The following is a 17,176-nucleotide window of genomic DNA, read 5'->3' as shown; positions in this document are numbered from 1 at the left end:
GAACGGATGCGGGAACATTTTCTGGTAGTCGGCCTCCCACGCCTGGATCGCCTTGCACACCTCGAACGCCTTCATGACGAAGGTCTTGGCCGGCCCTTCCACGGTCACCTCGGCCCACACCAGGCCGGCGTTGCCGATCTGCATGCGCAGGCCGGTGGGCTCGCCGATGATGCACATGTCGGCGGTGACCCCGTGGTCCATGAGATAGCGCGCGCCCACGCCCGCGCCCCGGTAGCTCTTGCCGTAAAATCGATTGACCTGGGCCTTCTCGATCTCGCCCACCACGCCCGAGATGACGACGTCGCCCTTGAGCTCCGCCCCGGCCTTGACGAGCATGTCCACCGCGGTGATGTAGCAGGGGAACGCGCACTTCATGTTGACCAGGCCGCGGCCGTAGACCCGGTCCTCGGTCACGCGGGTGGGCTCGGGGTTGTCGAAATGGTCCATGTGGCCGTTGAACATCAGCGTCGGCCCCTCGCCGGAGCCCCGAAGCGTGCCGATGACGTTTTTCCGTCCCTTCTCCACCTCCTGGTACTCCACCTCCATGCCGAGGCGCTCGAACTCGCGGCCCAGATATTCCGCCACCGGCGTTTCGTTGCCCGTGATCGTGACGATGTCGGCGAGATCCCGTGTCATCTCCACCAAGTGCGCGCGGTCGAGCTGCGCCAGAACTTGCTTGCTGTCCATGTGATCGAACCTCCTCAGTCTTTCTCGTGTTTCAACGACAAAGAGTTAATACAATACCTTAGATATGTCGGCGACGGACCGTCTTCGAACACGTGTCCCAGATGGGCGTCGCAGACGCCGCAGAGCACCTCCACACGGCGCATGCCGTAGGAACGGTCTTCCTTCGTGGCGACGTTCTCCTCGTCCACCGGCGCCCAGAAGCTGGGCCAGCCGGTACCCGATTCGAACTTTGTGGCGGCGTCGAACAGGTCCACGCCGCAGCAGACGCAACGATAGATACCGGGCTCCTTGGAGGCGTGGTACTTGCCCGTGAACGGGCGCTCGGTGGCCTGCTTCCGCGTCACCAGGAACTCCTCGTCGGTGAGCTGTCGGCGCCACTCCTCGTCAGTCTTGACGACTTTCTCCTTCATGGAACGGGTCCCTCCGGGGAAGTTGTTCCTCTGATCAGGCTTCTAAACATATAGAGAAACTCGAATCAATTGGAACCCGAATCACGGCGACAGTCGGGCTCCGAGGGCCTCGTCAGCGCAGGAAGAACAGCGCCGTGCCGAGCACGATGGCCAGCGCGCCGGCGGTGACCTTCCAGTTCACCGTCTCATGTGCCTGGAGGAAGAGCCAGGAGATCAGCAGCACAAAGAGCGGGCGCGACTGCGCGATGGGCTGGACCACGATCACCGGTGCGTGCTTGAGCGCGAAATAGCCGCAGGTGGTGCCGATGGCGGACACCAGGCCCACGAGCCAGATGTAGCGCCAGTGCCGCGGCGTCCAGTCCGCCACGCCGCGGAGCGGCCGGTTGGAGATGGCGGGCAGGAAGCTCGGCAGCGCGATGAGGCTGGCGTAGAAGTTTGCCCCCAAGGGCGACGAGAACTCGTGCACCACCGTCCGGGTGAGGGCCGCGGACAGCGCCATGGCGAAGGCGCTGCCCAGGGCGAGGGCCATGCCGGCGACGTAACGGGTCCAGGCTTGGGGGACGCCGCCCTGCGCGCGGCTCATGGCCACGAGCACGCACCCGGCCACCACCAGCACGGCGCCGGCCGTCAGCATGAACGTCAAGGTCTCGTCCAGAAGGAACACGCCCAGGAACATGGCGAAGAACACGTTGGTGGCGCTGAAGCTGCTGGAACGCGCGGCGCCGATGTACTTGATGGCGGTGAACAGCGTGGTGCGCCCCACGGTGATGCGCAGGATGCCGGCCACGCCGATGACGAACAGCGGCCAGCCCCAGCCAGGGAAACCCGCGTGCAGGTCGCCGTTCAGAAGCGCGGCGCAGGTCAACACCACCAGGCCGGTGAACGCCGTGGCCGCCGTGCTCAACACCGGATCGATGTCGTGGGTGGCCATGCGGCCGAAGATGTCGCGCAACGCGAGGAAGAACGCTGTGCCCAGGGCATAGACGAGGGCGATGTCCATGGTCGCTATATGTAGCATGCCACAGCCTGTTTCGCGGCAACGACGATAGTGTGTTATACCGCACGCAACTTCAACGGGGCGACGGGACGGGAGCGCACATGAACTTCGAGGGCACCATTACGGTAGAGCATCCCAGGGACGCGGTGTGGGACTTCGTGCTGGATATCGACAAGTTCTCGGCCTGCATGCCGGGTCTCGATTCCATCGACAAGATCGACGACTCCACCTTCGACGGCGTCATCAGCGCCAAGGTCGGCCCCATGGCCGGCAAGTTCAACTTCCGCTCGACCATCACCGACAGCAATCCCAAGGAAGCCCTCACGGTGAAGATCGAGGGGAACGACTCCGTCACCAAGAGCACGGTGGTGGCCGGCGTGGACGCGCGCATGGCGGAGCCGCGGGAGAACTGCACCGAGCTCGTGTACAAGGCGCAGGTGGATATCCAGGGTCGCCTGGCCATCGTCGGCGACATGATCCTGCGCGCCACCACCTCGCTCATCCTGGAAGAGTTCCGCAAGCGCCTCACCAAGGCGCTGGACGACGAGGCCGCCAAGGCCTGAGACGCGGAGCCACAACGAAAGGGCAAATCGCATGGCCGATCACTACGACGTCATCATCATCGGCGGAGGCTCGGCGGGCTGCGCCGCGGCCAGCCGCCTCTCCGAGGATCCCCGGCGCAAGGTGCTGCTGCTGGAGGCCGGGCCGGATCCCCAGCCCATTCCCGAGATGGTGGCCGAGGCCCAGAACCAGGTGCGCCTCTTGCTGGAGACCGACTACCTGGCGATGTACCCCAGCCCGCGCGACCTCGACGGCAGCATCTGCTACAAGCTCGCCGGCAGGATCATGGGCGGCGGCTCGTCGGTGAACGTCATGGCCGCGCCCCGGCCCATGAAGGCCGACATGGACAACTGGGTGGCGGCCGGCAACCCCGACTGGTCCTGGGAGAAGGTGCTGCCGGTGCTCAAGAGGCTGGAATCGGACCAGGACTTCCCGGACAGCCCACTCCACGGCAACGACGGCCCGCTCTACGTGAAGCGCCCCTTCACGTTCGATACTCCCGGCGCCGCCGACCCGGTGCAAGCCTTCATCGAGGCGGGCCAGCAGAAGGGCCTGCCGTTGCTGGAGGACACAAACATCCCCGACCCCGAGGGCGTCGGGCACCCGCCCTTCAGCATCAAGGACGGCAAGCGCCAGTCCACGGTGGTGGCGTACCTCAACCCCGCCCGCGGCCGTGACAACCTCACCATCGTCGCCGAGGCCCTGGTCACCAGGCTGGATATCGAGGGCAACCGCGTCACCGGCGTGCGCTATGAGAAGGACGGCCGCCAGGAGACCGTTTCCGGCAACCAGGTGGTGGTGAGCGCCGGCGTCTACTACTCGGCCCAGCTCCTCATGCTGTCGGGCATCGGTCGGGCCCAGGACCTCGAGAAGGTGGGCATCGAGGTTGTCAGGCACATGCCCGGCGTTGGCGAGAACTACCAGGACCACGCGGTGGTGTTCATGACCTTCGAGTGCAAGGAGGAGTTCGACGCCGACTGGATCATCCCGCGCATCCGCTACATCTACAAGAGCCACGCGGACCGGGACTGCTCCAACTTCCACATCTCGCTCAGGCCGCCGACCCAGATCGAGGGCATCAAGCCCACCATCCCGCTGTCGGCGTCGCTGCTGGAGCAGATGAGCCGCGGCCGCCTGTACCTCCAGAGCAGCGACCCACGGGAGTTTCCGATTATCGAATCCGCCATGCTGGAGGACCCGCAGGACATCGAATCCATGACCAGGGCCATGGAGTTCATCAAGGAGATCACCGAAACCCCGCCCATGCGCGAGCTCTACGGCGACCTCCTCACCCCCGGTCCCGGCGAGGACTGGGTAAAATTCGCCAAGGCCACCTACGACAGCTACCACCACGGCGTCGGCACCTGCCTCATGGCCCCGGCGTCCAACCCGGAGGCGGTGGTGGATCAGAACCTCAAGGTGCACGGCATGGACAACCTGTGGGTGGCGGACGCCTCCATCATGCCGACGGTGGTGCACGCCAACACCAACGTCACGTGCATTATGATCGGGGAACGGCTGTCGGATTTCGTGAAGGCGGCGGGCGGCTAAAGGCAGACGGGTGGGGGCGATTGTAGGGGCGACCGGCGGTCGCCCCGTGCGTACCAGCTAGGGCGACCCGCCTCAATCCCTGGTCAGCCTGCGGTAGCGCATGCGGTGGGGCTGGTCGGCCTCCTTGCCGAGACGCCGGCGCCGGTCTTCCTCGTAGTCGCTGTAGTTCCCCTCGAACCAGACCACCTGGCTGTCGCCCTCGAAGGCGAGGATGTGGGTGGCGATGCGGTCCAGGAACCAGCGGTCGTGGCTCACCACGACGCAGGAGCCGCCGAACTCCACGAGCCCGTCCTCCAGGGCGCGCATGGTGTTGACGTCGAGGTCGTTGGTGGGCTCGTCCAGCAGGAGCAGGTTGGCTTCTTCCTTGAGCATGCGCGCCAGGTGAACGCGGTTGCGCTCGCCGCCGGACAGGTCCCGGACCTTCTTCTGCTGGTCCTGGCCCGAGAAGTTGAACCGCCCCACGTAGGCCCGCGAGTTGACCTCGCGCTTGCCCAACAGGATCTGGTCCTGCCCGTCCGAGATGGCGTCCCACACGGTGTGCTCGTCGTTCAGGGTGCGGCTCTGGTCCACATAGCCCACCCGGACGGTCTCGCCGATGCGGAACGAGCCGGACCGGCACTCGACGCCGCCGGTGATGATGCGCAGCAGCGTGGTCTTGCCCGAGCCGTTGGGGCCGATGACGCCGACGATGGCGCCCGGCGGCATGATGAAGCTCAGGTCCTCGAACAGGAGCCGGTCGCCGAACCCGTGGGCGAGCCCTTCCGCCTGTAGCACCACGTCGCCGAGGCGTGGACCCGGCGGGATGTAGATCTCCAGATCCTCCTGCGCGCTCTCCTGTTCCCGGCCCAGCAACTGCTCGTAGCGCGTGAGCCGGGCCTTGCCCTTGGCCTGCCGCGCACGTGGCGACATGCGGATCCATTCCAGCTCCCGCTCCAGGGTCTTGCGGTGCCGCGACAGCGACCTCTCCGCCTGCGCGAGCCGGGCCTGCTTCTGCTCCAGCCACGACGAGTAGTTGCCCTCGAAGGGAATGCCGTGGCCCCGGTCCAGCTCCAGGATCCAGCCGGCGACGTTGTCCAGGAAGTAGCGGTCGTGGGTCACGGCGATGACCGTGCCCTCGTAGCGCGCCAGGTGCTGCTCCAGCCACTGCACCGACTCCGCATCCAGGTGGTTGGTGGGCTCGTCCAGCAACAGGATGTCCGGCTCCTGGATCAACAGCCGGCACAGAGCCACGCGCCGGCGCTCGCCGCCCGAAAGCACGTCGATCTTCGTCTCCGGCGGCGGACAGCGGAGCGCGTCCATGGCCACTTCCAACTGGCTCTCCAGTTCCCAGCCGTTGCCCGCCTCGATCTGGTCCTGGAGCTTCGCCTGCTGCTCCAGCAAGGCATCCATCTCGTCCGCGCTCAACTCCTCCGCGAACCGGGCGCTGACGGTCTCGTATTCCGCCAGCAGTTCCAGCATCCGGGAACAGCCCTCCTCCACCACCTCCTTGACCGTCTTGTCCGGGTCCATCCGAGGCTCTTGCTCCAGCAGCCCCACGGAATATCCCTTGGAGAAGGTGATCTCGCCCAGGTACTCCTGCTCCACCCCCGCGATGATCCTGAGCAGCGTGCTCTTGCCCGCGCCGTTGAGGCCGAGGACCCCGATCTTGGCGCCGTAGAAGAACGACAGGTAGATGTCCTTGAGCACCTGGCGCTTGGGCGGATGGACCTTGCCCACCCCGATCAGCGAGAGAATCACCTGGCGATCATCCTTGCTCATGAGCCCTCCCGTTGCCGGGTTTGTAAAGCCTGGGCAGCCACCCTACTATACAGGCGGTCGGACCGCGGTGACCGAACGGCCGCGCCGACGAGACAGAACGCACTATAATATGACGACCCACCCGCTACCGCCGCAAGCGTTCGCGCGCATGGACGAGTCGCCGGACGAGGAGTTCTACGAGGAGCCCCGGCTGGTGACTCATATCGACGACCGCGCCATCGCCGCGGTCACGCAGCTCTACCGGGAAACGCTGCCCGCGGGCGGCGCGGTCCTCGACCTCATGAGCAGTTGGATCAGCCACCTGCCCCCGGAGATGGCCTTCGGGAAGGTCGTGGGGCTGGGCATGAACGAGCGGGAGCTCCAGGCCAACCCCCGCCTCACCGCCTACACCGTGCACAACCTCAACGACCGCCCCACCCTGCCCTACGCGGACGGCAATTTCGACGCCGCGTGCATCTGCGTGTCCGTGGACTACCTGGTCAAGCCGGTGGAGGTGATCCGCGACCTCGGCCGCGTCGTGATCCCCGGCGGGCCGCTCGTCATCACGTTCTCCAACCGCTGCTTCCCCACCAAGGCCGTGGCCATCTGGCACCATCTCAGCGGGCAGGGACACCAGCAACTCGTGGAGTCCTACCTGACCGCGGCCGGCAACTGGGAGCGTGTGCGGTCGGACACCCCCATCCCCGAGGGCGCCGGGGGGGACCCCCTGTACGCCGTCCTGGGAAACCGCGTGCAGTGAACGCACGCGTCACGCGGCATCCAGATGAAAGAAGCGCACCGCGTTGCCCGCGAGCATCAACTCCCGTTCGTCGTCGGGGACGCCGGCGAGTTGTTGCTCCATGACCTCCAGGGAACGGGGCCAGTGGGTGACGATGTGGGGGAAGTCCGTGGACCACATGATCCTGTCCACGCCCACGTGATGACGGAGCTCGACGCCGATGGGGTCGTCGAAGAAACCCCAAAGCGCGTGCTCCCGGAGATACTCGCTGGGAAGCCGGTCAAGACGCTTGAGCCCCAGCAGCCGCTCGGCCCATGAGGCGCTGACTTTGTAGGCCTGGTCCATCTGCTGGTAGAAGTACGGGATCCAGCCGATGTTGTTCTCCGCCCAGTAGATCCGCAGTTTCGGGAACCGGTCGAAGACGCCGTTCAGGATGAGTTGGGCGGCCTCCACGGCGCCGCAGTGGTAGATGCCGTGACGCGCGATGCGCTGGAGGAAGTCCGGCGGCCGCTCCTCCCCCTGGGGCTCCTTGGGATACTTCAGGAGATAGACCTCGCGCTCGCGCGTGCGCTGTGGAAACGAAGTGTGGATCGTGAGCGGCATGTCCAGGTCCAGCGCCGCCGCCCAGAAGCGGTCGTCCTCGGGGGTGGGGTAGTTCCTGCCGCTGGGATAGGTGTGCAGCCGCACGGTCTTGAAACCCATGTCGGCGCAGCGCTTCATCTCCGCGATGTCTTCCTCGACCCCGATGTTGGGCAGCACGGCCACGCCGATGAGCCGGTCCGGGTCCGCCGCGCAGAACTCCTCGATGAAGTAGTCGTTGAACGCGCGCACGATGGCCAGGAACGCGTCCTTGTCACGGATGGCGGTGTTGCGCGCCTCGGTGGCGTAGAGCACTTCGGCGTCGATGCCGTCGGCGTCCTGCTCCTTGAGCCGTTCCTCGCCCGTGCCCGCGCCGCGGGCGTTGTCGAAATCGAGGGCGACGGGGCTGAACTCTTCGGGCGACTTGCCGGCGAACTGGTTGGTGCCGCTGTACTCGATGGGCTTGCCTTCCTCGACGATGGCGTCCATGCCGTTGGACAGCTTGATGCGGCGCGGAGCCCGGTCGCGGTACTTGGCCGGCACCCGGTGCGTCCACATGTCCGGGGGGGACTCGAAGTGGCTGTCCGCCGAAATGTACCGATAGCGCCGCGCCATGAACGATCCTCCGCGTCGATTTCCAGTGAAACGATCCAGCGTCGGTAGAACGTCAACGCGGGGTCTGGAGCCAGAGCTCCGGTTCCAGCCCCGGCCGGTCGGGATACTTCTCTGCAACGGCCTTGACCGCCGGGTGGTTGGAAGCGGTCAGGCGCCCGTCCTTGTACACGTAGTTGTCCCCTACCCTGAGGCTGCCGCCGCGCATCTCGCCGGAGATGTGCATCAGGTAGGGGAAGCTCTTGGTGGTGCGGCTGTTGCCCATGTGGAAGTGGAAGCTGCTCCAGTGGTGGTGCTCGACGAAGTGCCGGTAGGGCGTGTTCGGGCACTGGTGCGGCTCCAGGATGGCGGACGGGTGCACGCCGCCGTGGAAGCCGCGCACCTCGTAGGCTGCCTCGCCCAGGTACTTGGACATGAACTTGTAGAAGCGGGTGAAGGTCTCCGCCTCCTCGCCGCCCTCGAACTTGCGCATATAGCCGTCTTTGATGTGGACCCGGACCGGCTCCTTGAAGGGACAGGGCACGCCGATGTGGCGGCCCCAGATGACGCCGATCTCGCTGATGATGCCGATGCCCTCGGCATCGCGCGAACGGATGGAGGGGAAGACCCCCTCGGGGAACGGGCGGTACAGGCCCACGGTGCGGTAGTCGGCGTAGTGTTCCGCGCCGAGGGGCTTCTCCACGATGCCCTCGATGTAGGACCCGTTGGGATGCTCCATGACCCACTTGGCGCCCGGCGTCACCAGCGCCGCGGTCTGGATGCGGATCTCCGCCACCAGCTCGTACGGGGTGAGCCCCCAGTTGCTGGCGAGCAGCGACGCCGTGGTGGCCATGTTGCGCGCCAGGGGAATGTCCCGTTCCTCGAGGATCTCCGGGATCTCCCGCAGTTCTTCCTCGTAGGTGAAGTCGACGCCGTAGCTGATGAGCACGTCGGCGCCGAGGATGGCGTTGCGCACCACCTTGGGCACGCGCCAGGCCTTGCCCGGGTCGGCGCCGTCCCCCCATAGCACGGTGGGTCGCACGGGCGTATCGGTCCACAGCACATAGGCGTCGGCGCCGCGCTGCTGCACCGCCGACTGCACCCATGCCACCGCGTCCTCGTCCACGAGGTTGATGCCGCCGTAGCTGCCGTCGTGCACGGCAAGGATCAGCACCTGCATGCCGGGCTGAACGTTGGCGCAGTTGTCCACGAGGTCGTTCACCGCGATGGCGGCGTGTCTGGGAATCATCGAAGCCATGAAAAGAACCTCCCGGCAAGAGTGAATCGGTCCCGCGTTCGAAGACCTGACTCCATATACATCGGCGTGAAAAACCCTGTCAACGCAGGCTCCCGCGTCGCCCGGCTCATGTTGACAGCCACATGGCGACTTGATACTGTCGCGGCCAAGCGGGACGGGTTGCGCTCGTGATCCTAGCCCGCATTTCCTACCCGCCTCAAGAAGGGAGACAACCATGATCCAAGCCAGCGACATCCAAGGCGTAATGGCCATGATGCCGGCCTTCACGACCGACGACGCCAACTCGCCGCGCGCGAAGAACACGGTCAACGTGCCGGAACTCGAACGAAGCGTCGACCAGGCGGTGCGCGACGGCATCGGCGTGCTCACCACCACCGGGACCTTCGGCGAGTGCCACACTCTTCTGTGGGACGAGTTCACGACCCTCGCCGACGCCACCGTCGCCACGGTGAACAAGCGCATTCCCGTGGTCATCGGCTGCACCAGCCTGAACACGCGCGAAGTGCTGCTCAAGATGGACTATGCCGCCAAGGCCGGCGCCGACGCCGTGCTCGTGGGCGTGCCCTTCTACTTCAAGTCCAGCGTGCCCAACGCCGTGCAGTTCTACTTCGACCTGGCGGACGAGCACCCTGAGCTGGGCATCTTCATCTACCACAACCCGCGCAACCACCACATTCACATTCCGGTGGCGGCGTTCAAGGAGTTGGTCAGCCGGCCCAACATCGTCGGCATGAAGGACAGCCACCGCACCCCCATGCAGTTCATGCAGCTCATGGACATCGTGCGCGGCAAGATCAGCGTCATGACCAACCAGAACCAGATGTTCCCCTACATGATGATGGGCGCCGCCGGATGCTGGTCCATCAACGCGTGGATGGGCCCCTCGCCGGTGATCCGCGCCTACCAGGCCGGCCGCGAGGGCCGCTGGGACGAGGTCAGGGAGATCTGCATGGCCATGGCGCGGGTGGGCGGAAAGGACCCGAGCCTCACCGACCCGGTGGAGAGCAAGATCTCCATCAACGAGGCCGGCTACTGCTACGCCGGTCCGGGAAGGCCGCCGTTCCGGGTGACCACGGACGAGACCCGGGCCGAGGCCAAGGCCATCGCCCAGCGCTGGCGCAAGCTGTGCGAGACCTACCCGCTGCCCACGGATGCCGCTGCCTGACGCGCGCGGGGCGGTTTGGCGGGAACACGGGCACCGGAGCCGGCAAGACGGACCGAAAAGGATACAGGTATGGCCAAGGTCGCATCCGACAACCAGAAGAGGCGTGACGAGTTGCACGCGAAGTTCGCCGACCTCGGACTGGTGGGCTACTGGCAGCGCCAGCGCGAACAGCACGACGTCGAGCCCAGGCTGTGGCGCTGGGACGACGTCCACCCCGCGCTGCTGCAGGCCGCCGACGTGATCAGCCTCGGCGCGGAGGCTTTCCGGCGCAACGTCGGCCTGATAACCGAGAGCCGCACCATCGTCATGGGCTACCAGATCGTCATGCCCGGCGAGGCCGCCCCGGCCCACCGGCACACCAACACGGCGCTCCGGTTCGTGGTCCAGGGCGGCGGCGCCTACACCACCTCCAACGGCGAGCCCATGACCATGGAGCCGGGCGACCTGCTGATCCAGCCCAACTGGGTGTGGCACGACCACGTGAACGATTCCAAGGAGCCCATCATCTGGATCGACGCCCTCGACGTCGGCGTGGTCAACTTCCTGGGCGCCTCCCGGTTCCGGGAAGAGTGGTCGGAAGGCGTCCAGCAACCCTTGACGCGCAAGGAAGGCGCGTCACGCCGCCTCTTCGGCCCCATCCGGGAGCCCGAGGTGCGCTACGAGGGCGCCGCCGGCGTGCCCTACCACTACAAGTGGGACGAAACCCTGGAGGCCTTGCAAGCGGTGGCGGACGGGGGCGGCGGCGACCCCCACGACGGCGTCCTGCTGGAATACAAGAACCCCGTCACCGGCGGGCACACGTTCCTGACCATGACCTGCCACATCCAGATGCTGCTGCCGGGCCAGGCGACACGGCCGCACCGCCACACGGGCACCACCCACTACCACGCCGTCCAGGGCCAGGGCGTCACCATCGTCGACCGCGACGAGCCCATCGAGTTGGAATGGGAGATCAACGACGCCTTCACCCTGCCGCCGTGGCGCTGGCACCACTTCCGGAATGCGTCGGAGACCGAGCCGGCCATCCTGTTCTCCGTCACGGACCGCCCGATGCTGGAGATGACGGGGCTGGATCGGGAAGAGCGCGGATAGGTCAGACTACCTCGACAAGAGGATCGCCGCACCGCCTGTGACTAGCGCGCGGCGCGTCGCTGAAGCTCCGTGGTGGCGCCCATCATCCCGGCCACCAGTTCGAAGGACCGCAGCCGCTTGGCGTGATCATGGATGTTCGCGGTGATCATGACCTCGTCGGCACCGGTTCGCTCGACGAAGGCGGCGATCTCGCGTTCGACCGTATCGGGCGCACCGACGGCGGAGCAGGACAGAGCCTCCTTGATCATCGCACGCTCGTGCGGAGCCACTTGATCTTCAAAACCGGCGGCCGGCGGCGGCAGCTTGCCCGGCATGCCGCCGCGGCGCCGGTTGACGAAGGACTGCAGGATCGAGGTTCTGAGGAAACGGGCTTCCTCGTCGGTATCGGCGGCGACGACGGTCATGCCTACCATGACATAGGGCTTGTCGAGTTGCGCCGACGGCTCGAAACGTTGGCGGTAGACGGCGATGGCCTGCATCAGGGCCGCGGGCGCGAAGTGCGAGGCAAAGGCATAGGGAAGCCCGAGGGCGGCGGCGAGCTGGGCGCCGTAGAGACTGGAGCCCAGGATCCAGATCGGTACGTTCAGGCCGGCACCGGGCACGGCGCGCACGAACTGGTTCGCTGCCGGTTCCTTGAAATAGTGTTGCAGCTCCAGCACGTCTTGCGGGAAGTCATCAATGTTGCCTTCCAGGGTGCGGCGCAAGGCACGCTCGGTGTAACGGTCGGTGCCGGGTGCGCGACCCACGCCCAGATCGATCCGGCCCGAGAAAAGGGCCGCGAGGGTGCCGAACTGCTCGGCGATGACGAGCGGGGCATGGTTGGCCAGCATGACGCCGCCCGCGCCGACCCGCATGGTTGCCGTCGCCTGGGCGACCTGGCCGACTACCACGGCCGTCGCGGCACTGGCGATACCCGCCATGTTGTGATGCTCGGCCAGCCAGTAGCGCGTGTAGCCCCATGCGTCGGCATGGCGCGCCAGGTCGATGGTATTGAGCAACGCTTGGCGCGCGTCGCCGCCCTCGACGATGGGCGACAGGTCAAGGATGGAGAGCGGTGTGCCTATCATCGGAACACTATAGGCCATCGCCGCGGAAGGACCAACATGGCGTTCGTGGCAGCGGTCGTCAGTCCCCCTCCGTTCCGTGCCGGCCCGACTTACTGGGCAATGGACTGCCCGATGACCTTCCTGCCGGCGACCACGAAGATCAGGTTGAAGGTGATCAGCACCACCAGCATGGCCGCGGACTCGTTGAAGTGGCCGCCGATGAAGGCCTCGTAGACGATGTTGGCCACGAGCACGCTGCCGGCCGAGGCCAGCAGCAGCGCCACGGAGAAGTCCTTGGCGGCGTGCACCAGCACCCAGAGCCACCCGCTGAGGAACGCGGGGATCAGGAGCCGCAACGTGATCCGGATGAAGGTCTGCAGGTTGTTGGCGCCACTGGCCTGCGACGCCTCCTCCAACTCGTGGTGGAGCTGCAGCATGGCGGAGTGCATGAGCCGGGTGCCGAAGGCGAGGTAGCGGGCCACGAACGCCAGGGTCAGGAGGATCAGCGTGCCGTAGAGCGGCGTGCCCACGAACATGAGGAATAGCGCCAGGGTCGAGATGACGCCCGGGATGGCCAGGGGCATGAACGCCACGACGTTGATGAGGTCCGTGAGTTTGGAGGGACGCCGCACCACCAGCCAGCCGATGAAGCTGACCAGCAGCATGGTCAGGGTCGCGGCCTCCACCGCCACGATCAGGGTGTTGACGAAGTAGCTGCCGAAGAAGCGGTAGTCCAGAAGCCGTGTGTAGTGGAGCAGCGTCCAGCGCATGTCGGCCGCGAACTCCAGCACCGGCGGCACGTAGAAGCGCAGGAAGCTCGCGTACAGGAGTATCGCGAACGGCAGCACGACCTTCACGAGGATGAAGAGCAGGATGGCGCCCAGGGCCACGTACTTCCAGCGCCCCAGGGAGATAAGCCGGGGGCGGTAGCCCTTGCCCGTGATCACGGCGAACTGGGAAGTCTGGCGCACCAGGCGAATGTAGATGAGGCTCCCCAACACCCCCATGGCCAGTCCGAGCATGCCGAACGCGGCCGGAATGCCGTAGTTCACGCCCAGGTCCGCCGAAGGCAGCAGGCTGAAGAAGATCTTGGTGGACAAGAGCTCGATCCCCGCGGTGGGGCCCAGGGCCAGCGGCAGTTCCAGGGACTCGAGGCCGGTGATGAAGAAATAGATGCCCACCGCGGCCACTCCCGGGCGCATGAGCGGCGCGGTCACGGTGCGGAGCACCTGCCACCGGGAGGCGCCGGATGCCAGCGCGGCCTCCTCCAGGGCCGGGTCCATCTGCCGCAGCACCGCGGTGAGGAATAGCCACATGGTCGGTATGATGCCGAGCACGTGGACGAAGACGAGCCCGGTCATGCTGAAGATGTTGAACGGCCCCTCGCCCGTTTCGATGCCGAACAGCATTCTCAGATAGACGTTGACGGTGCCTCCTCGGGGTCCCAGCAGCAGCACCCAGCCCAGCGCGGTGGCGAACACCGGCGTGCTCATGGGAACGAACATGAGCACGTACATGGAGTTGCGCAGCGGCATGTCCGTGCGCTCGGTGAGGAAGGCGAACCCGAACGCGATGGGGAGCGCGAACAGCACGCCCAGCCCGGAGTACAGCAGCGTGTCGCGGACGATAGGCCGGAAGTCGGCGCCGGTGAAAGCCTCGATGTAGGAAGAGACGGTGAAGGGGCCGGGCTCCAGGGGCAGCAGCCCCTCGGGACGGAAGCTCGCGAGCACCATGAAGAACAGCGGCACGATGACCAGCACCACCAGCACCGCGAGCACGGACAGTGCGCCGGGCTGCCGGAACTGCCGCAGCCGGGACAGGGCCGGCCGCGAATGCGCGCCTGGGGGGCTTCCCATGGCTGCCATGCGGGGCGGTTGTCGCCCGCCGAAGCGATACGGCCGTGGCGCGGGAGGGCGTCACGCCCGCCCGCGCTCGAACCCGCCGGTCTTCGGAGGCCTGAGCCGCCCTATTCCGCGATCTTCTTCTTGCTCGCGATCCCGGCCTTCAGAGCGTTAATGGCGGTCTTGCGGTACTTGCCCGCCAGCTTCGCCTGCTCTTCGGTCTTGGGTCCGGCCACCTGCGCCGAGGACTTGATGCCGTGCTGGCGCGCCAGCTTCACCAACGGCAGGCGGTCCGCCTCCTCCTCGTACATGCGGAACACGCCGCCGCCCGTGATGGCGGCTTCGGTGTAGTTGCCGTCGAAGTGGTTCCAGCCCCAGTAGAGCGCCGCCATGTTGGGATCGTTGACGCCGGGCTGGATCAGGCAGGAGACCGTGAGGTTTCCCAGCACCATGCCCGCGAAGGTCATGTCGAGCGGCGCGCCCAGCGTCTTCTGCTGAACGACCTGGACCATGGACGCCACCGCGATATCGCCCTCACCCTGTATGAGCGCCTGCAAGACGCCGGAGGTGCCGCCGGAAACCAGCCTGACGCCGTTGGCGCCGAGGTTGTGTGCGTACACCCGCAACCGGTCCTCGCTCCAGCCGGGGGCGAACGGCAACACGTACAGGCCCAGCGCGCGCACGTCCCAGACCACCCGGTTGCGCCATTTCTCGTCGGTCAGATCCTCGAACCGGATCCCTTTCAGCTCTTCGGGCTTCACTCTCCGGGTGTTGTACACGATGGTCCAGGTTCCCTGCTGGTGGTGCAGGCAATGGTCGCGCAGCGATGCCCCGGCCGCGCTCTTGATGGCGGGGACGGCGGCCTGGAGCTTTCGCGCCAGGGGCCAGCCCTCGTAGACGGCCTCCCATGGCGGCTGCCGGGTGTGGCCGGCCTTGAACATGCGCAGCACCAGCGGCAGTCCGCCGTCCCACATGTCCACCACGCCGCGGCCCGTCTTGGCCGCCTGCATGATCTTCACCGGAGCCTTGCGGTGGTGTCCGGGCTCCGACTCCAGGCGCAGGTTGAAGCCGAAGCGCTTCTCGAAGGCCTTCTCCTTGGCCCGGATGATCTCCGGCGGCACGCCCTCCAGGGTCATCGTGATGGTGTGGCTGGATGCCTTGGCCTTGGCCACCAACTCTTCGAGGGGAGACGCGCCGGCCGCGGACAGCGCCCCGAGTAGCAGAAAGACGGCCGTTGAGACAGCGAGAAATGAACGCATGGGATTGCCCTCCTTTTGCCGAGGCAACGTGCTCGGGTTGCGGGTCTACGCTCCGGTGCCGGTGCCGGCCATGGGGGCTCCGGGCTCGCGCTCCAGGTCCACCGCTGCATCGAGGCGGAAGAACTCGACGGCGTTGCCGGCCAGCATGGCGTAGCGTTCCTCTTCGGTCACGCCGGTGAAGGTCTCGTCTATGACGTTCTGTGAGTGCGGCCAGTTCCCGGTGGCGTGGGCGAAGTCGCTGCCCCACATCAGGATGTTCACGCCGATCTCCCTGCGGCACTTGACGCCCCAGGGATCGCGCATGAAACCCCACAGGCAGTTTTCGCGCAGGTATTCGCTGGGTCGCCGGGCCGTAGGCTTGATGCCGTAGTCGCGCTCGCCCCAGTAGCGGTTGCGCTCATAGTTGTCGTCGATCTGGTCGTAACTGTACGGCAGCCAGCCGCACTGGCTCTCGGCCCAGTAGACCCGCAGGTCCGGCAGGCGGTCGAAGATTCCGGCCATGGCCATCTGCAGCGGCGCGATGGGCTGCTCGCCGGCGAATCGGAACAGCAGGGTCACCGGGTCGCGCTCGGACTTGGGGCCGCCGCCGGGGTAGATGAACACCGGCCCCTTGTTGCCCAGCCGGGTGGTGCCGCCGAAGGTGTGCGAGGCGATGGGCATGTTCAGGTCCACCGCCGCCTCCCAGAAGCGGTCGTCCTCGGGGGTGACATAGGATTGGCCCGCTGGGAAGCGATGGAGGTTGACGCCCTTGAGGCCGGCCTTGGCGCAGTACTCCATTTCCGCCACGGCGTCGTCCACGCCCGTGTCCGGCAGCACCCCCATGGCGATGAGCCGGTTGGGACTGTAGGCGCAGTATTCCTCGGCCAGCCACTCGTTGTAGGCGCGGATCACCGCCAAGTACGCTTCATCGTCCGCGATGCCGCGCCAGAACATGGGATAGGAGCCGTGGGTGAACAGCACCTCGGCATCGACCCCGTCCTGGTCCTGCTCCCAGAGGCGCTGCTCCGGCGCCCCCGTGCCCGGCCCCTCGAACCAGTACTTCTGAAGGCCGTGCTGCTCGTAGGGGATGCCCGTGATGGTGGTGGCGCCGGGGCTCCGGGGCGCGCGGTTCTCGACGATGATCCCCTCGTCGCCGTTTGCCAGGGTCACCGTCCTGGGCGCGCGTTCGCGCCAGCGTTCCGGCACCCGGTCGCGCCAACGGTCCGGCCGGATGTCCAGGTGCGAATCGGCCGAGATGCAGCGGTAGTGTCGTGCCATGGTTACCGTCCTTCCTCGAAGAAATCGTTGAACATGCCCTCAATTTTCTTCGCGGTAGAGCCCGATACTCTCAAGGAGCGGGCGGCCATGTCAAGAACCGCCGGCGTCGTGACAGGCTGCCTCGTTCCGCTCCACCTCCGGGCCGGCCAGGGCGTCTCCTGGCAGTCGTAGATCGGCTCCTAGCGTTGTTCCCGTATCCGGGCGCGAAGCTCCTGGGTGGCGGCAACGTCCACCCGCATTTCCGGTTGCTCCAGGGCGACGCCGTAGATTTCCCGGGCGGCCTCTGCCGAAACGATGCCGTTGACCACGTCCCGCAGCACCGCCTCGGGGTCGCGGTCCAAGGGATCGCCGTAACCCCCGCCGCTGGCCATGCGCATGTACAGCACGTCATCCGTGCGCAGGTCGA

At 66.4% G+C, this 17,176-nt stretch carries 16 protein-coding genes; 5 read left to right on the top strand and 11 right to left on the bottom strand.

The features are described 5' to 3' along the window. The 3 genes from OXU42_18750 to OXU42_18740 all read right to left on the bottom strand — a co-directional run. On the bottom strand, positions 1-687 hold a 687-nt coding region (locus tag OXU42_18750; protein MDE0031425.1), incomplete at its 3' end, for a M20/M25/M40 family metallo-hydrolase. Positions 688-701: 14 nt separating this feature from the next. Beyond that, a complete protein-coding gene (msrB, locus tag OXU42_18745) occupies positions 702-1,097 on the bottom strand; it encodes a peptide-methionine (R)-S-oxide reductase MsrB (GenBank protein MDE0031424.1) in 396 nt (131 codons plus the stop codon). 112 nt (positions 1,098-1,209) lie between these two features. Continuing rightward, on the bottom strand, positions 1,210-2,115 hold the full coding sequence (locus OXU42_18740; GenBank protein ID MDE0031423.1) for a DMT family transporter: 906 nt from the start codon (positions 2,113-2,115) through the stop codon (positions 1,210-1,212). A gap of 80 nt (positions 2,116-2,195) precedes the next feature. On the opposite strand from OXU42_18740, the gene OXU42_18735 reads away from it, so the two are divergent. Together OXU42_18735 and OXU42_18730 are read left to right on the top strand one after the other, a co-directional pair. Then, on the top strand, positions 2,196-2,657 hold the full coding sequence (locus tag OXU42_18735) for an SRPBCC domain-containing protein (GenBank protein ID MDE0031422.1): 462 nt from the start codon (positions 2,196-2,198) through the stop codon (positions 2,655-2,657). Between the two features lie 31 nt (positions 2,658-2,688). Next, positions 2,689-4,206 carry a GMC family oxidoreductase N-terminal domain-containing protein gene (locus OXU42_18730; protein ID MDE0031421.1) on the top strand — a complete coding sequence of 506 codons (1,518 nt, stop codon included), beginning with the start codon at positions 2,689-2,691 and terminating at the stop codon, positions 4,204-4,206. Between the two features lie 72 nt (positions 4,207-4,278). Here OXU42_18730 and ettA read toward each other — a convergent pair whose 3' ends face one another. After that, positions 4,279-5,964: an energy-dependent translational throttle protein EttA gene (gene ettA / locus OXU42_18725; protein MDE0031420.1), complete on the bottom strand. Its 1,686-nt coding sequence runs from the start codon at positions 5,962-5,964 to the stop codon at positions 4,279-4,281. Between the two features lie 109 nt (positions 5,965-6,073). Here ettA and OXU42_18720 point away from each other — a divergent pair, with 109 nt between their 5' ends. Continuing rightward, positions 6,074-6,703, top strand: coding sequence for a methyltransferase domain-containing protein (locus tag OXU42_18720; protein ID MDE0031419.1), 630 nt, complete (start codon positions 6,074-6,076; stop codon positions 6,701-6,703). Positions 6,704-6,712: 9 nt separating this feature from the next. Here OXU42_18720 and OXU42_18715 read toward each other — a convergent pair whose 3' ends face one another. Together OXU42_18715 and OXU42_18710 are read right to left on the bottom strand one after the other, a co-directional pair. Continuing rightward, positions 6,713-7,876: an amidohydrolase family protein gene (locus OXU42_18715; protein ID MDE0031418.1), complete on the bottom strand. Its 1,164-nt coding sequence runs from the start codon at positions 7,874-7,876 to the stop codon at positions 6,713-6,715. Between the two features lie 52 nt (positions 7,877-7,928). Continuing rightward, complete coding sequence (locus OXU42_18710; protein MDE0031417.1) at positions 7,929-9,110, bottom strand: hypothetical protein; 1,182 nt, start codon at positions 9,108-9,110, stop codon at positions 7,929-7,931. A gap of 214 nt (positions 9,111-9,324) precedes the next feature. On the opposite strand from OXU42_18710, the gene OXU42_18705 reads away from it, so the two are divergent. Then, a complete protein-coding gene (locus tag OXU42_18705) occupies positions 9,325-10,275 on the top strand; it encodes a dihydrodipicolinate synthase family protein (GenBank protein ID MDE0031416.1) in 951 nt (316 codons plus the stop codon). 69 nt (positions 10,276-10,344) lie between these two features. After that, positions 10,345-11,367 (top strand): cupin domain-containing protein, encoded by a 1,023-nt coding sequence (locus tag OXU42_18700; GenBank protein MDE0031415.1) that lies wholly within the window; start codon positions 10,345-10,347, stop codon positions 11,365-11,367. 41 nt (positions 11,368-11,408) lie between these two features. Here the strand turns inward: OXU42_18700 and OXU42_18695 are convergent, their stop codons facing one another. From OXU42_18695 to OXU42_18675, 5 genes are all read right to left on the bottom strand, one after another. Beyond that, positions 11,409-12,434: an LLM class flavin-dependent oxidoreductase gene (locus OXU42_18695; protein MDE0031414.1), complete on the bottom strand. Its 1,026-nt coding sequence runs from the start codon at positions 12,432-12,434 to the stop codon at positions 11,409-11,411. Positions 12,435-12,523: 89 nt separating this feature from the next. After that, positions 12,524-14,269, bottom strand: a complete 1,746-nt coding sequence (locus tag OXU42_18690; protein MDE0031413.1) for an iron ABC transporter permease — start codon at positions 14,267-14,269, stop codon at positions 12,524-12,526. Positions 14,270-14,379: 110 nt separating this feature from the next. Continuing rightward, the gene (locus tag OXU42_18685; GenBank protein MDE0031412.1) at positions 14,380-15,513 is read right to left on the bottom strand and encodes a hypothetical protein; all 1,134 of its coding nucleotides are present in this window, start codon (positions 15,511-15,513) and stop codon (positions 14,380-14,382) included. A 45-nt stretch (positions 15,514-15,558) separates the two neighbouring features. Continuing rightward, complete coding sequence (locus OXU42_18680; GenBank protein MDE0031411.1) at positions 15,559-16,770, bottom strand: amidohydrolase family protein; 1,212 nt, start codon at positions 16,768-16,770, stop codon at positions 15,559-15,561. 179 nt (positions 16,771-16,949) lie between these two features. Continuing rightward, a partial coding sequence (locus OXU42_18675; protein MDE0031410.1) for a hypothetical protein occupies positions 16,950-17,176 on the bottom strand: 227 nt, incomplete at its 5' end.

The sequence above is a fragment of the Deltaproteobacteria bacterium genome (assembly GCA_028818775.1).
Classification (GTDB): domain Bacteria; phylum Desulfobacterota; class Binatia; order UBA9968; family JAJDTQ01; genus JAJDTQ01.
This window is presented reverse-complemented; position numbering and strand designations above follow the sequence as displayed.

Excerpts from the sequence above, each read along its gene's own strand:
- msrB (MDE0031424.1), bottom strand. The coding sequence starts at position 1,097 with ATGAAGGAGAAAGTCGTCAAGACTGACGAGGAGTGGCGCCGACAGCTC.
- OXU42_18740 (MDE0031423.1), bottom strand. The coding sequence starts at position 2,115 with ATGCTACATATAGCGACCATGGACATCGCCCTCGTCTATGCCCTGGGC.
- OXU42_18735 (MDE0031422.1), top strand. The coding sequence starts at position 2,196 with ATGAACTTCGAGGGCACCATTACGGTAGAGCATCCCAGGGACGCGGTG.
- OXU42_18730 (MDE0031421.1), top strand. The coding sequence starts at position 2,689 with ATGGCCGATCACTACGACGTCATCATCATCGGCGGAGGCTCGGCGGGC.
- ettA (MDE0031420.1), bottom strand. The coding sequence starts at position 5,964 with ATGAGCAAGGATGATCGCCAGGTGATTCTCTCGCTGATCGGGGTGGGC.
- OXU42_18720 (MDE0031419.1), top strand. The coding sequence starts at position 6,074 with ATGACGACCCACCCGCTACCGCCGCAAGCGTTCGCGCGCATGGACGAG.
- OXU42_18715 (MDE0031418.1), bottom strand. The coding sequence starts at position 7,876 with ATGGCGCGGCGCTATCGGTACATTTCGGCGGACAGCCACTTCGAGTCC.
- OXU42_18710 (MDE0031417.1), bottom strand. The coding sequence starts at position 9,110 with ATGGCTTCGATGATTCCCAGACACGCCGCCATCGCGGTGAACGACCTC.
- OXU42_18705 (MDE0031416.1), top strand. The coding sequence starts at position 9,325 with ATGATCCAAGCCAGCGACATCCAAGGCGTAATGGCCATGATGCCGGCC.
- OXU42_18700 (MDE0031415.1), top strand. The coding sequence starts at position 10,345 with ATGGCCAAGGTCGCATCCGACAACCAGAAGAGGCGTGACGAGTTGCAC.
- OXU42_18695 (MDE0031414.1), bottom strand. The coding sequence starts at position 12,434 with ATGATAGGCACACCGCTCTCCATCCTTGACCTGTCGCCCATCGTCGAG.
- OXU42_18690 (MDE0031413.1), bottom strand. The coding sequence starts at position 14,269 with ATGGGAAGCCCCCCAGGCGCGCATTCGCGGCCGGCCCTGTCCCGGCTG.
- OXU42_18685 (MDE0031412.1), bottom strand. The coding sequence starts at position 15,513 with ATGCGTTCATTTCTCGCTGTCTCAACGGCCGTCTTTCTGCTACTCGGG.
- OXU42_18680 (MDE0031411.1), bottom strand. The coding sequence starts at position 16,770 with ATGGCACGACACTACCGCTGCATCTCGGCCGATTCGCACCTGGACATC.